Origin of the sequence: Streptomyces sp. NPDC005302, assembly GCF_040607345.1 — a bacterium.
Classification (GTDB): Bacteria; Actinomycetota; Actinomycetes; order Streptomycetales; family Streptomycetaceae; genus Streptomyces.
In genome coordinates this window covers 166,975-181,216 of sequence record NZ_JBEXGN010000007.1, presented here as the reverse complement: position 1 = coordinate 181,216, position 14,242 = coordinate 166,975, and the positions used below count along the sequence as shown (strand labels likewise).

13 protein-coding genes are annotated in these 14,242 nt (G+C 70.5%); 12 read left to right on the top strand and 1 reads right to left on the bottom strand.

Annotated features, from left to right (window positions below; all coding sequences use genetic code 11):
* Window positions 1–222: 222 nt before the first annotated feature.
* The 12 genes from ABZT74_RS13235 to ABZT74_RS13180 all read left to right on the top strand — a co-directional run bounded on the left by ABZT74_RS13235 (window position 223) and on the right by ABZT74_RS13180 (window position 12,855).
* Entirely contained in the window at window positions 223–768 is a 546-nt protein-coding gene (locus ABZT74_RS13235; protein ID WP_355866044.1) for a hypothetical protein, read from the top strand.
* Window positions 769–952: 184 nt separating this feature from the next.
* Window positions 953–1,873, top strand: a complete 921-nt coding sequence (pdxS, locus tag ABZT74_RS13230; RefSeq protein WP_355866047.1) for a pyridoxal 5'-phosphate synthase lyase subunit PdxS — start codon at window positions 953–955, stop codon at window positions 1,871–1,873.
* A gap of 6 nt (window positions 1,874–1,879) precedes the next feature.
* Window positions 1,880–2,494 carry a pyridoxal 5'-phosphate synthase glutaminase subunit PdxT gene (gene pdxT / locus ABZT74_RS13225; RefSeq protein ID WP_356177088.1) on the top strand — a complete coding sequence of 205 codons (615 nt, stop codon included), beginning with the start codon at window positions 1,880–1,882 and terminating at the stop codon, window positions 2,492–2,494.
* 75 nt (window positions 2,495–2,569) lie between these two features.
* On the top strand, window positions 2,570–3,322 hold the full coding sequence (locus tag ABZT74_RS13220; protein ID WP_355866052.1) for a YebC/PmpR family DNA-binding transcriptional regulator: 753 nt from the start codon (window positions 2,570–2,572) through the stop codon (window positions 3,320–3,322).
* Between the two features lie 106 nt (window positions 3,323–3,428).
* The gene (ruvC, locus tag ABZT74_RS13215; RefSeq protein ID WP_356177087.1) at window positions 3,429–4,025 is read left to right on the top strand and encodes a crossover junction endodeoxyribonuclease RuvC; all 597 of its coding nucleotides are present in this window, start codon (window positions 3,429–3,431) and stop codon (window positions 4,023–4,025) included.
* Window positions 4,022–4,633: a Holliday junction branch migration protein RuvA gene (gene ruvA / locus ABZT74_RS13210; protein ID WP_355866058.1), complete on the top strand. Its 612-nt coding sequence runs from the start codon at window positions 4,022–4,024 to the stop codon at window positions 4,631–4,633. Before ruvC ends, ruvA begins: the two co-directional genes overlap by 4 nt.
* Before the next feature lie 95 nt (window positions 4,634–4,728).
* A complete protein-coding gene (gene ruvB / locus ABZT74_RS13205; protein WP_355866061.1) occupies window positions 4,729–5,799 on the top strand; it encodes a Holliday junction branch migration DNA helicase RuvB in 1,071 nt (356 codons plus the stop codon).
* 164 nt (window positions 5,800–5,963) lie between these two features.
* Window positions 5,964–6,485 carry a preprotein translocase subunit YajC gene (gene yajC / locus ABZT74_RS13200; RefSeq protein WP_356177086.1) on the top strand — a complete coding sequence of 174 codons (522 nt, stop codon included), beginning with the start codon at window positions 5,964–5,966 and terminating at the stop codon, window positions 6,483–6,485.
* Window positions 6,486–6,626: 141 nt separating this feature from the next.
* Complete coding sequence (gene secD / locus ABZT74_RS13195; RefSeq protein WP_356434656.1) at window positions 6,627–8,405, top strand: protein translocase subunit SecD; 1,779 nt, start codon at window positions 6,627–6,629, stop codon at window positions 8,403–8,405.
* A 1-nt stretch (window position 8,406) separates the two neighbouring features.
* On the top strand, window positions 8,407–9,525 hold the full coding sequence (secF, locus tag ABZT74_RS13190; RefSeq protein ID WP_355866069.1) for a protein translocase subunit SecF: 1,119 nt from the start codon (window positions 8,407–8,409) through the stop codon (window positions 9,523–9,525).
* Entirely contained in the window at window positions 9,522–10,061 is a 540-nt protein-coding gene (locus ABZT74_RS13185; RefSeq protein WP_355866072.1) for an adenine phosphoribosyltransferase, read from the top strand. The genes secF and ABZT74_RS13185 overlap by 4 nt, the downstream gene beginning before the upstream one ends.
* 271 nt (window positions 10,062–10,332) lie before the next feature.
* Window positions 10,333–12,855 carry a RelA/SpoT family protein gene (locus tag ABZT74_RS13180; RefSeq protein WP_356173302.1) on the top strand — a complete coding sequence of 841 codons (2,523 nt, stop codon included), beginning with the start codon at window positions 10,333–10,335 and terminating at the stop codon, window positions 12,853–12,855.
* Between the two features lie 100 nt (window positions 12,856–12,955).
* Here the strand turns inward: ABZT74_RS13180 and ABZT74_RS13175 are convergent, their stop codons facing one another.
* The gene (locus ABZT74_RS13175; protein ID WP_355866075.1) at window positions 12,956–14,185 is read right to left on the bottom strand and encodes a DUF349 domain-containing protein; all 1,230 of its coding nucleotides are present in this window, start codon (window positions 14,183–14,185) and stop codon (window positions 12,956–12,958) included.
* Window positions 14,186–14,242 lie beyond the last annotated feature (57 nt).

Genomic DNA, 14,242 nt, shown 5'->3' with positions numbered 1-14,242 from the left:
ACTCCGGGCTCCCGCCCCTCCGGGCTCCCGCCCCTCCGGGCTCCCGCCCCTCCGGGCTCCCGCCCCTCCGGGCTCCCGCCCCTCCGGGCTCCCGCCACCCCCCGGTGCCCGGTCCACCCCGCGCCCGCGGCGCTCGCCCCGCCCGGCCGGGACGGTGCTGATGTCGCAGGGGAGCCCGGTGCCTGATGGGGCCGTCGGTTCGCACGGGTAGCCTTGCCGCCCGTGACCGCAACCCTCATCTGGATCCTCGTCGCGCTCGTCGCGATCGGCCTCTACCTGAGCTGGACCGCCGGACGGCTGGACCGTCTGCACGCCCGGATCGACGCCGCCCGTGCCGCCCTCGACGCGCAGTTGCTGCGCCGGGCCTCCGTGGCGCAGGAACTGGCCACCTCCGGAGTGCTCGACCCGGCCGCCTCGATCGTGCTCTACGAAGCGGCCCACGCGGCCCGGCAGGCCGAGGAAGAACAGCGTGAGGTGGCCGAGAGCGAGTTGAGCCAGGCCCTTCGGGCGGTGTTCGGGGAGGCCCAGCAGGTCGAGGCGGTGCGCGAGGTGCCCGGCGGCGAGGAGGCGGCCGGTGAGCTGGCCCAGGCCGTCCGGCGGGTGCCGATGGCCCGTCGCTTCCACAACGACGCCGTACGGGCCGCCCGCGCCCTGCGCCGCCACCGCAAGGTCCGCTGGTTCCGGCTCGCCGGCCACGCTCCCTTCCCGATGGCCTTCGAGATGGACGACGAGCCCCCGATCGCCCTGGCGGACCGCCCCACCAGCTGAAACCGCCGCCCGATCCGGCGAAACGAGCCCGGAAGGAGCCCGGGACGAGCCCGGGAGGAGCCGCGGGAAGGGGCCGGTCGCGGGCAAAACGATCCACCGCGTCCCCATTGGCCCTTGCAGTGGACTGGTCCCCTCACGTTTCCTCGAAAGCGCATAAGCCCTCTTTCACCCAGCGAGGTCATCCGTGTCCAGCACGCTCTCCAACTCCGCCCAGTCCGAGAACACCGCGATCGGTACCGCCCGTGTCAAGCGCGGCATGGCCGAGCAGCTCAAGGGCGGCGTGATCATGGACGTGGTCAACGCCGAGCAGGCGAAGATCGCCGAGGATGCCGGCGCCGTGGCCGTCATGGCCCTGGAGCGGGTCCCCGCCGACATCCGCAAGGACGGCGGCGTGGCCCGTATGTCGGACCCGAACATGATCGAGGAGATCATCGAGGCGGTCTCCATCCCGGTGATGGCCAAGTCGCGCATCGGCCACTTCGTCGAGGCCCAGGTGCTGCAGTCCCTCGGCGTCGACTACATCGACGAGTCCGAGGTCCTCACCCCGGCCGACGAGGTCAACCACTCCGACAAGTGGGCCTTCACGACCCCCTTCGTCTGCGGTGCCACCAACCTGGGCGAGGCGCTGCGCCGCATCGCCGAGGGCGCGGCCATGATCCGCTCCAAGGGCGAGGCCGGCACCGGCAACGTCGTCGAGGCCGTCCGCCACCTGCGCCAGATCAAGAACGAGATCGCCAAGCTGCGCGGCTTCGACAACAACGAGCTGTACGCGGCCGCCAAGGAACTGCGCGCCCCGTACGAGATCGTCAAGGAGGTCGCCGAGCTCGGCAAGCTCCCGGTCGTGCTGTTCTCCGCCGGTGGTGTCGCCACCCCCGCGGACGCCGCGCTCATGCGCCAGCTCGGCGCCGAGGGCGTCTTCGTCGGGTCCGGCATCTTCAAGTCCGGCGACCCGGCCAAGCGCGCCGCCGCCATCGTGAAGGCCACCACCTTCTTCGACGACCCGAAGATCATCGCGGACGCGTCCCGCAACCTCGGCGAGGCCATGGTCGGCATCAACTGCGACACCCTCCCCGAGACCGAGCGCTACGCCAACCGCGGCTGGTAGTCACCCATGAACACTCCTGACACCCCTGTGATCGGTGTTCTGGCCCTGCAGGGCGACGTACGGGAGCACCTCATCGCCCTGGCCGCGGCGGACGCCGTGGCCAGGCCGGTGCGACGCCCCGAGGAACTCGCCGAGATCGATGGGCTGGTCATTCCCGGCGGGGAGTCCACCACCATCTCCAAGCTGGCCGTCCTCTTCGGGGTGATGGACCCGCTCCGCGCGCGCGTGCGCGATGGCATGCCCGTCTACGGATCCTGCGCCGGCATGATCATGCTGGCCGACAAGATCCTCGACCCGCGCTCGGGCCAGGAGACCGTCGGCGGGATCGACATGATCGTGCGCCGTAACGCCTTCGGACGCCAGAACGAGTCCTTCGAGGCGGCGGTCGACGTCCGGGGCGTCGAGGGCGATCCTGTAGAGGGCGTCTTCATCCGCGCCCCCTGGGTCGAGTCCGTGGGCGCCGAGGCAGAGGTGCTGGCCGAGCACGAGGGCCACATCGTCGCCGTCCGTCAGGGCAACGCGCTCGCCACGTCGTTCCACCCGGAGCTGACCGGCGACCACCGCGTGCACGGTCTGTTCGTCGACATGGTGCGCGCGAACCGGACAGCGACGTCCTTGTAGGATCTGGGGGTCCCCTCAGGCTCCGCAAGCCCGGGGGAGTTCGTCCAGGTTGGGTTACGCGAGGGAGACAGGCAGATGTCCGGCCACTCTAAATGGGCTACGACGAAGCACAAGAAGGCCGTGATCGACGCCAAGCGCGGCAAGCTCTTCGCGAAGATGATCAAGAACATCGAAGTCGCGGCCCGTACCGGTGGCGCGGACGTGTCCGGCAACCCGACGCTGTTCGACGCCATCCAGAAGGCCAAGAAGAGCTCGGTCCCGAACAAGAACATCGACTCCGCGGTCAAGCGCGGAGCCGGTCTCGAAGCCGGTGGCGCCGACTACGAGACGATCATGTACGAGGGTTACGGCCCCAACGGTGTCGCGGTGCTCATCGAGTGCCTCACCGACAACCGCAACCGCGCCGCCTCGGACGTCCGCGTCGCCATGACCCGCAACGGCGGGAACATGGCCGACCCGGGCTCCGTCTCGTACCTCTTCAACCGCAAGGGCGTCATCATCGTCCCCAAGGGCGAGCTGGGCGAGGACGACGTCCTCGGTGCCGTCCTCGACGCGGGTGCCGAAGAGGTCAACGACCTCGGCGAGACCTTCGAGGTCATCTCCGAGGCCACCGACCTGGTCGCGGTGCGCACCGCGCTCCAGGAGGCCGGCATCGACTACGACTCCGCCGACGCCAACTTCGTCCCGACCATGCAGGTCGAGCTCGACGAGGACGGTGCCCGGAAGATCTTCAAGCTGATCGACGCCCTGGAGGACAGCGACGACGTGCAGAACGTCTTCGCCAACTTCGACGTCAGCGACGAGGTCATGGAGAAGGTCGACGCCTGAGGCTCGTACCGAGCGACGGGCCGACGGGACACACACCCGTCGGCCCGTCGCTTTGTCGGTGCCACCCGATAGCCTGCACGAACAGGCGAACCGAGGAGGGGCCGGCGTGCGCGTGCTGGGGGTTGACCCGGGGTTGACCCGGTGCGGTGTCGGGGTGGTCGAGGGAGTCGCGGGCCGGCCCCTGACCATGTGCGGCGTCGGCGTCGTCCGCACCCCGGCGGACGCCGAGCTGGGCCTGCGCCTGGTCGCCGTCGAGCAGGGCATCGAGCAGTGGCTCGACGAGTACCGGCCCGAATTCGTCGCCGTGGAGCGGGTGTTCAGCCAGCACAACGTCCGTACGGTCATGGGCACCGCCCAGGCCAGTGCCGTCGCGATGCTCTGCGCCGCCCGGCGCGGCATCCCGGTCGCCCTGCACACACCGAGCGAGGTCAAGGCCGCCGTCACCGGCAGCGGACGCGCGGACAAGGCTCAGGTCGGCGCCATGGTCACCCGGCTGCTCCGGCTCGACGCGCCCCCCAAGCCCGCCGACGCCGCCGACGCCCTCGCGCTCGCCATCTGCCACATCTGGCGCGGCCCCGCCAAGAACCGCCTCCAGCAGGCCGCCGACACGAACGGACAGCACCAGGCCGTCGCGCAGAACCGACTGCAGCAGGCGGTCGCCGCGCACGCCTCACGCCAAGCCTCGAAAGGCCGTACCGCATGATCGCCTTCGTCAGCGGCCCGGTGGCCGCCCTCGCCCCCGACTCCGCCGTGGTCGAGGTCGGCGGCATCGGGATCGCCGTCCAGTGCTCGCCCAACACGCTGGCCGGGCTCCGCATGGGCCGGGAGACCAAGCTCGCCACCTCCCTCGTCGTCCGCGAGGACTCCCTCACGCTGTACGGCTTCGTCGACGACGACGAGCGTCAGGTCTTCGAGCTGCTCCAGACCGCGAGCGGTGTCGGTCCGCGCCTGGCCCAGGCGATGCTCGCCGTGCACAGCCCGGACGCCCTGCGCCGCGCCGTGTCCACCGGAGACGAGAAGGCGCTCGTCGCCGTCCCCGGCATCGGCAAGAAGGGTGCGCAGAAGCTGCTGCTGGATCTGAAGGACCGGCTCGGCGAACCCCTCGGCACCGGTGGCCCGGCCATCGGCACGGCGGTCACCGCCGGCTGGCGCGAGCAGCTGCACGCCGCGCTCATCGGTCTCGGATACGCGACCCGCGAGGCCGACGAGGCGGTCTCCGCCGTCGCGCCGCAGGCCGAGGCCGCCGAGGGCGCTCCCCAGGTCGGCCAGCTCCTCCGGGCGGCCCTGCAGACACTCAACCGGGCCCGCTGAGGACCCGGGCCGCCGTTGCCGGCCCCCGTCGCGGGGTGACCGTGCCCGCCCGACCGCCGACCGCCCCACCACCACGAGACCGCGAGGCACCACCGATGAACTGGGACGACACGACCGACGAAGCCGCCGCGGAGCGGTTGGTGGGATCTGTCGCCGACCGTGAGGACCAGGCCGTCGAGGCCGCCCTGCGCCCCAAGGACCTCGACGAGTTCATCGGACAGGAGAAGGTCCGCGAACAGCTCGACCTGGTCCTGCGGGCCGCACGCGCGCGGGGAGCCACCGCGGACCACGTGCTCCTGTCCGGAGCCCCCGGCCTCGGCAAGACCACCCTCTCCATGATCATCGCGGCCGAGATGGGCGCCCCCATCCGCATCACCAGCGGCCCCGCCATCCAGCACGCCGGAGACCTCGCCGCGATCCTCTCCTCCCTCCAGGAGGGCGAGGTCCTGTTCCTGGACGAGATCCACCGCATGTCCCGGCCCGCCGAGGAGATGCTGTACATGGCGATGGAGGACTTCCGCGTCGACGTCATCGTCGGCAAGGGCCCCGGCGCCACCGCCATCCCCCTGGAGCTGCCCCCCTTCACCCTGGTCGGCGCCACCACGCGCGCGGGACTGCTGCCGCCGCCGCTGCGCGACCGCTTCGGCTTCACCGCGCACATGGAGTTCTACGGGCCCGCCGAGCTGGAGCGCGTCATCCACCGCTCCGCCGGCCTCCTCGACCTGGAGATCGGCACGGAGGGCGCCGCGGAGATCGCCGGCCGCTCCCGCGGCACGCCCCGTATCGCCAACCGCCTGCTGCGCCGCGTGCGCGACTACGCGCAGGTCAAGGCCGACGGGATCATCACCCGGGAGATCGCCGCGGCCGCTCTCAAGGTCTACGAGGTCGACGCGCGGGGCCTGGACCGGCTCGACCGCGGTGTCCTCGAGGCGCTCCTCAAGCTGTTCGGCGGCGGTCCGGTGGGTCTGTCCACACTCGCGGTCGCCGTGGGGGAGGAGCGTGAGACCGTGGAGGAGGTCGCCGAGCCCTTCCTCGTACGGGAGGGACTCCTGGCCCGTACTCCCCGTGGCCGGGTGGCGACACCCGCGGCATGGGCGCATCTCGGCCTCACACCGCCTCGCACGTCGGCGGGCGGAAAGGGACAACAGGACCTGTTCGGGGCGTGACGGCGCGCACAGGGGCCGGCCCAGGAACCCCGGTGCCATGTTGAGCGTTGTTCCCTGAGCGCGGACTCGCTTAGACTCCGCCGATGCCGCCCTTGCCGACGGCATACATACCCCCATCCAGCAGGCCGCTCACCATGTGCGGTCGAAGAAGGAAGTTCCGACCCGTGAGTCTCGTGACCCTCCTCCCGTTCATCGTGCTCATCGGGGCCATGTTCCTGATGACCCGCTCGGCCAAGAAGAAGCAGCAGCAGGCGGCTTCCATGCGCAACGAGCTGCAGCCCGGCTCCGGCGTGCGCACGATCGGTGGCATGTACGCCACGGTCAAGGAGGTCAACGAGGAGACGCTCCTCCTCGACGCGGCCCCGGGTGTGGAGCTGCTCTTCGCGAAGAACGCGATCGGCGCCGTCCTCACGGACGACGAGTACAACCGCATCGTGCACGGCATCGAGCACGACCTGAAGGCCGACGGCAGCTACGTGCCCGACGACGCCTCCTCCCTCACCGAGACCGACGAGCCCGCCGCCGACGCCTCTTCCGACGCCTCCGACGACAAGCCCCTCGACCTCGGCAAGAAGGACGCGCCCGTGGCGCCCGCCGACGAGGTCGCCGAGGCGAAGGCCGACCAGGCCGCCGACGTCGACGCGAGCGAGCCGAAGAAGACCGACGGCGAGGCCGACGCGAAGTAGTCACGACCCGGGAGCGCGGCGCGACCCGCTCGCACTCCGCACCTCCCGGGACGTGCTGTTCTCGCACGGAGTCCCGACACCATGGCATGGCCGTTCACGCGCTCACCCGGCGCAGGGCGGCCCGAGAGGGAGTACGAGAAGGTGGCAGCACCGAAGAAGGGCCGGAGCGCCGGTGGCCAGAGCAGGCCGGGGCGCGCGCTGGTCCTGATCCTGATCGCCATCGCGGCGCTCACCGGGGGAATGTTCGCCTCCGGACACACCACTCCGCGTCTCGGCATCGACCTCGCCGGCGGCACGAGCATCACGCTCACGGCGAAGAACGAGCCCGGCCAGCCCAACGCGATCAACAAGACCAACATGGACACCGCGGTCGACATCATGAACCGCCGTGTCAACGGTCTCGGTGTGTCCGAGGCCGAGGTGCAGACCCAGGGATCCGACAACATCATTGTCAACATCCCCAAGGGCACGAACTCGAAGCAGGCCCGCGAGCAGGTCGGCACCACGGCCAAGCTCTACTTCCGCCCCGTGCTGGCCACCGAGGCCTCCGGCGCCGCCGCGTCGGCCACCCCGTCGCCGAGCACGTCGAGCGGCTCCAAGGCCACCGACAAGGCCACGGACAAGGCCACGGACAAGGCGACCGACAAGGCGACCTCGTCCTCGTCGTCCTCCGTGACGCCGTCGGACAGCGCCACCTCCCAGGGCCGCGCGGTCACCGACGCCCTGAAGGCGGACTCCAGCCCCTCGGCCTCCGCGAGCGCGACCGGCTCCGCCGCCGCCACGCCCACGCCGAGCGGCAGCGTGGATCCCGCGACCGCCAAGCTGGAAGCCGCGTACACCAAGCTCGACTGCACCAAGAAGGCCGACCGCGCCACCGCCGGTGACGGTGTCAAGCCGACCGAGCCGACGGTCGCCTGTGGTGAGGACTCGCCGGGGCAGTGGTCCAAGTACGTGCTCGGCCCGGCTGAGGTCGCCGGTACGGACATCAAGAAGTCCGGCGCCGTCTTCGACACCCAGAGTGCCGCGGGCTGGAAGGTCACCATGGACTTCACGTCCGGTGGCTCCAAGAAGTTCGCCGCCATCACCGGCAAGCTCGCCCAGCAGCAGCAGCCGCAGAACCAGTTCGCCATCGTCCTCGACGGTGAGGTCGTCTCCGCCCCCTCGGTCGCCCAGTCGCTGAGCGGCAGCGCCGAGATCTCCGGGTCCTTCACCCAGACCGAGGCGCAGGACCTGGCCAACATGCTGAACTACGGCGCGCTGCCGCTCAGCTTCAAGGAGTCCAGCGTCACCACGGTGACCGCCGCGCTCGGTGGCGAGCAGCTGCACGCCGGTCTGATCGCCGGCGCCATCGGCCTCGCCCTGGTCGTCATCTACCTGGTGATCTACTACCGGGGTCTGTCGGCCATCGCCATCGCCTCGCTGCTCGTCTCCGCCATCCTCACGTACGTGCTGATGGCGCTGCTCGGCCCGGCGATCGGCTTCGCGCTGAACCTCCCGGCCGTCTGCGGCGCGATCGTCGCGATCGGTATCACAGCGGACTCGTTCATCGTGTTCTTCGAACGCATCAGGGACGAGATCCGCGAGGGCCGCACCCTGCGCCCCGCCGTCGAGCGCGCCTGGCCGCGCGCCCGGCGCACCATCCTGGTCTCCGACTTCGTGTCGTTCCTCGCCGCGGCGGTGCTCTTCATCGTCACCGTCGGCAAGGTCCAGGGCTTCGCGTTCACCCTCGGTCTGACCACCGTGCTGGACGTCGTCGTCGTGTTCTTCTTCACGAAGCCGCTGATGACGCTCCTCGCCCGCAAGCACTTCTTCGCGAGCGGCCACCCCTGGTCCGGCCTCGACCCGAAGCGACTGGGCGCCAAGCCGCCGCTGCGCCGTACCCGTCGCCCCTCCGCCCCCGTCGACACGAAGGAGGCGTGAGATGTCGAAACTCGGCACCCTCGGCGCCCGACTGCACCGCGGCGAGATCGGCTACGACTTCGTCGGCAAGCGCAAGATCTGGTACGCCGTCTCGATCCTGATCACCATCACGGCCATCCTCGGCCTGACGGTGCGGGGCCTGAACATGGGCATCGAGTTCCAGGGCGGCGCCGTCTTCACCACCGAGAAGAGCAGCATCTCGGTGAGCCAGGCGGAGACCTTCGCGGAAGACGCCTCGGGCCACGACGCGGTCGTCCAGAAGCTCGGCAACGGCGGACTGCGTGTCCAGATCGCCGGCATCGACACCGACAAGTCGGACACGATCAAGGAACAGCTCGCCAAGGACCTCGGCGTCGACTCGGAGAAGATCAACGCCGACCTGGTGGGCCCCAGCTGGGGTGACCAGATCGCCAACAAGGCCTGGGAAGGCCTGGCGATCTTCATGGTCCTGGTCGTGATCTACCTGGCCATCGCCTTCGAGTGGCGCATGGCCATCGCCGCCCTGGTCGCCCTGATCCACGACATCACCATCACGGTCGGCATCTACGCCCTGGTGGGCTTCGAGGTCACACCGGGCACGGTGATCGGTCTGCTCACGATCCTCGGTTACTCGCTCTACGACACGGTCGTCGTCTTCGACAGCCTCAAGGAGCAGACGAAGGACATCACCAAGCAGACCCGCTGGACCTACAGCGACGTCGCCGACCGCTCGATCAACGGCACGCTGGTGCGTTCCATCAACACCACGGTGGTCGCGCTGCTGCCGGTCGCCGGCCTGCTGTTCATCGGCGGCGGCGTGCTCGGCGCGGGCATGCTGAACGACATCTCGCTGTCGCTGTTCGTCGGCCTCGCGGCCGGTGCGTACTCCTCGATCTTCATCGCCACGCCGCTCGTCGCCGACCTCAAGGAGCGCGAGCCGCAGATGAAGGCGCTGCGCAAGCGCGTCCTCGCCAAGCGGGCGCAGGCAGCGGCCAAGGGCGAGTCCCTGGAGCCGCAGGCCACCGAGGCGTCGTACGACGACGAGGAGCCCGAGGACGTCGCACCCGCGGTCGTCGGTCCCCGCAACCAGCCCTCGTCGCGCGCCCGCGGCCGTGGCCGTCCCTCGGGGAAGCGCCGATGACCGGTATCGAGGAGCTGCTGTCCAGCCGTATCCGTGACGTGGCGGACTACCCGGAGCCGGGCGTGATGTTCAAGGACATCACCCCGCTCCTGGCCGACCCGGCCGCGTTCGGCGCGCTGACCGACGCCCTGGCGGACGTCGCGACCCGCACCGGAGCCACCAAGATCGTCGGTCTGGAGGCGCGGGGGTTCATCCTCGGCGCCCCGGTCGCCGTGCGTGCCGGGCTCGGCTTCATCCCCGTGCGCAAGGCGGGCAAGCTCCCCGGAGCGACCCTCTCGCAGGCGTACGACCTGGAGTACGGCTCCGCCGAGATCGAGGTGCACGCCGAGGACCTCAGCGCGGGCGACCGCGTGCTGGTCGTCGACGACGTCCTCGCCACCGGCGGCACCGCCGAGGCCTCGCTGCAGCTCATCCGCCGCGCGGGCGCCGAGGTCGCGGGCGTCGCCGTGCTGATGGAGCTGGGCTTCCTGGGCGGCCGCGGCCGCCTGGAGCCGGCGCTGGCCGGAGCTCCGCTGGAGGCGCTGCTCACGATCTGAGCGCCCTTCGCGGGCCCCGGGAGGAAAGTCCCGGGCAAGCCCGCCGAAAGGCCTGAGACACCCGCAGGACACCATGGAGGCGGGCCCCGGAGGAATCCGGAGCCCGCCTTCGGCGTTCCCGCAGTACAAGGCGGTCCCGGCGGCCGGCAGAGAGTCCTGCGCCCGGGATCGCTACCATGGGGTTTCCGGAGCCTGACCGGGGGACCCGGAACGCGCACGAGGAGCCCTCTTGCCAGACGAGGCCCAGCCACTCGCCCCCAGTGCGGAACGCCTGGGAGGAACCGCCTCCACGAAGCCCGAGCCCGCCTCGGGCCCCGCGGAGAAGCCCGCCGAGAACGCCGCGAGCGGGCCGGTCGAGCACGCCCAGTCCGCACCGGACGACACGGCGGCCGAGCAGCCACGTCCCAAGCCGGCTCCCCCCGAGCGCACCGAGAACACCCCGGCGGTCCGCCCCGCGGCAGGCCAGGCCGCCCGCACCGGCGGCTCCTCCAACCGCGTCCGTGCCCGCCTGGCCCGGCTCGGCGTCCAGCGTTCGAACCCGTACAACCCGGTTCTGGAACCGCTGCTGCGGACCGTGCGCAGCCACGATCCCAAGATCGAGACGGCCACGCTGCGGCAGATCGAGAACGCCTACCAGGTCGCCGAGCGCTGGCACCGCGGGCAGAAGCGCAAGAGCGGCGACCCGTACATCACGCACCCGCTCGCCGTCACCACCATCCTCGCCGAGCTGGGCATGGACCCGGCGACCCTGATGGCCGGCCTCCTGCACGACACCGTCGAGGACACCGAGTACGGCCTGGACACCCTCAAGCGGGACTTCGGCGACCAGGTCGCCCTGCTCGTCGACGGCGTCACCAAGCTCGACAAGGTCAAGTTCGGTGAGGCCGCGCAGGCCGAGACCGTGCGCAAGATGGTCGTCGCCATGGCCAAGGACCCCCGCGTCCTGGTCATCAAGCTCGCCGACCGCCTGCACAACATGCGCACCATGCGCTATCTCAAGCGGGAGAAGCAGGAGAAGAAGGCGCGCGAGACCCTGGAGATCTACGCGCCGCTCGCCCACCGCCTGGGCATGAACACCATCAAGTGGGAGCTGGAGGACCTCGCCTTCGCGATCCTCTACCCCAAGATGTACGACGAGATCGTGCGTCTGGTCGCCGAGCGCGCCCCCAAGCGCGACGAGTACCTCGCCATAGTGACCGACGAGGTCCAGTCCGACCTGCGCGCGGCGCGCATCAAGGCGACGGTCACCGGCCGCCCGAAGCACTACTACAGCGTCTACCAGAAGATGATCGTCCGCGGCCGTGACTTCGCGGAGATCTACGACCTGGTGGGCATCCGCGTCCTCGTGGACACGGTCCGCGACTGCTACGCGGCACTCGGCACCGTGCACGCGCGATGGAACCCGGTCCCCGGCCGGTTCAAGGACTACATCGCGATGCCCAAGTTCAACATGTACCAGTCGCTGCACACGACGGTGATCGGCCCCAACGGCAAGCCCGTGGAGCTGCAGATCCGCACGTTCGACATGCACCGCCGCGCCGAGTACGGCATCGCCGCGCACTGGAAGTACAAGCAGGAGACCGTCGCCGGTTCCTCCAAGGTCCGCACCGACGTGCCGCGAGCCGCGAAGGGCAGCGCGGGCCAGGACACCGTCAACGACATGGCCTGGCTGCGGCAGTTGCTCGACTGGCAGAAGGAGACCGAGGACCCCAGCGAGTTCCTGGAGTCGCTGCGCTTCGACCTGTCGCGCAACGAGGTCTTCGTCTTCACGCCCAAGGGCGACGTCATAGCGCTTCCGGCCGGATCGACATCGGTGGACTTCGCGTACGCGGTCCACACGGAGGTCGGCCACCGGACCATAGGGGCACGGGTCAACGGCCGCCTGGTGCCGCTCGAATCCACCCTGGACAACGGCGACCTCGTCGAGGTCTTCACCTCCAAGGCGGCCGGCGCGGGCCCCTCCCGCGACTGGCTCGGCTTCGTGAAGTCGCCCCGTGCCCGCAACAAGATCCGCGCGTGGTTCTCCAAGGAGCGCCGCGACGAGGCGATCGAGCACGGCAAGGACGCCATCGCGCGCGCGATGCGCAAGCAGAACCTGCCGATCCAGCGCATCTTCACCGGCGACTCGCTCGTCACTCTCGCGCACGAGATGCGCTACCCCGACATCTCGTCGCTGTACGCGGCGATCGGCGAGGGGCACGTCACCGCGCAGAGCGTCGTCCAGAAGCTCGTCCAGGCACTCGGCGGCGACGAGGCCGCCACCGAGGAGATCGACGAGTCCGTACCGCCCGCCCGGGGCCGCGGCCGCAAGCGGCGCAGCAACAACGACCCCGGTGTCGTCGTCAAGGGCGTCGACGACGTCTGGGTCAAGCTCGCCCGGTGCTGCACCCCGGTGCCCGGCGACCCGATCATCGGCTTCGTCACCCGCGGCAGCGGCGTATCGGTGCACCGCAGCGACTGCGTCAACGTCGACTCGCTGTCCCGTGAGCCCGAGCGCATTCTCGAGGTCGAGTGGGCACCCACCCAGTCCTCGGTCTTCCTCGTCGCCATACAGGTGGAGGCGCTGGACCGTTCACGTCTCCTGTCGGACGTCACGCGCGTCCTGTCCGACCAGCACGTCAACATCCTGTCGGCGGCCGTCCAGACCTCCCGTGACCGGGTGGCCACCTCCCGCTTCACCTTCGAGATGGGCGACCCCAAGCACCTGGGGCACGTCCTGAAGGCGGTCCGGGGCGTGGAGGGCGTGTACGACGTCTACCGCGTGACCTCGGCCCGCAGGCCCTCGGACGCCTGACCTCCGCGCCGCCCGGCCGGGCGGCGCGGGCAGCACGCGAAGGGGCTCCCGTACGCACCGTACGGGAGCCCCTTCGCGTGAAGCCGTCGCGGCCGAAGCCTCAGCCGCCGAACTCCTGAAGACCCTTCAGCGCCTGGTCCAGCAGCGCCTGACGGCCGTCGAGCTCCTTCTGGAGCTTGTCGGCCCTCGAGGTGTTGCCCGCGGTGCGCGCAGCCTCGATCTGGCCCTGGAGCTTGTCCACGGCGGACTGCAGCTGACCGGTCAGACCCTCGGCACGCGCGCGTGCCTCCGGGTTCGTCCGGCGCCACTCGGTCTCCTCGGACTCCTGGAGCGCCCGCTCCACCGTGTGCATCCGGCCCTCGACCTTCGGGCGGGCGTCACGTGGCACGTGGCCGATGGCCTCCCACCGCTCGTTGATCGAGCGGAAGGCCGCACGAGCCGCCTTCAGGTCCTGCACCGGAAGGAGCTTCTCGGCCTCCTCGGCCAGCTCCTCCTTGAGCTTGAGGTTCTCCGTCTGCTCCGCGTCCCGCTCGGCGAAGACCGAACCGCGTGCCGCGAAGAACACGTCCTGGGCGCCGCGGAAGCGGTTCCACAGGTCGTCCTCGTGCTCGCGCTGCGCGCGGCCCGCGGCCTTCCAGTCCGCCATCAGCTCGCGGTAACGGGCAGCCGTCGGACCCCAGTCCGTCGAACCGGACAGCGATTCGGCCTCCGCGACCAGCTTCTCCTTGGTCTTGCGGGCCTCCTCGCGCTGCGCGTCCAGCGAGGCGAAGTGCGCCTTGCGCCGCTTGGAGAACGCCGAGCGGGCGTGCGAGAAGCGGTGCCACAACTCGTCGTCCGACTTGCGGTCGAGCCGGGGCAGCCCCTTCCACGTGTCCACCAGGGCACGCAGCCGCTCGCCCGCCGCGCGCCACTGGTCGCTCTGCGCCAGCTCCTCCGCCTCGACGACCAGCGCCTCCTTGGAGTGCCGCGCCTCGTCGGACTGCTTGGCCCGCTGGACCTTGCGCTCCTCACGACGCGCGTCGACCGTCTCGACGAGCTTGTCGAGACGGACCTTCAGGGCGTCCAGGTCACCCACCGCGTGGTGGGCCACCACCTGCTCACGGATGTGATCGATGGCGGCCTGGGCGTCCTTCGCCGACAGGTCGGTGGTCTTCACTCGCTTCTCGAGGAGGCCGATCTCGACAACCAGGCCTTCGTACTTGCGCTCGAAGTAGGCCAGCGCCTCATCGGGGGAGCCGGCCTGCCAGGAACCGACGACCTGCTCGCCGTCGGCCGTACGCACGTACACGGTCCCCGTCTCGTCGACGCGTCCCCACGGGTCGCTGCTCACAGCGCCTCCTCCACATGATGCCTGCGAGGGGCGTCAGCGCCCCCTGGCATCGTCCAC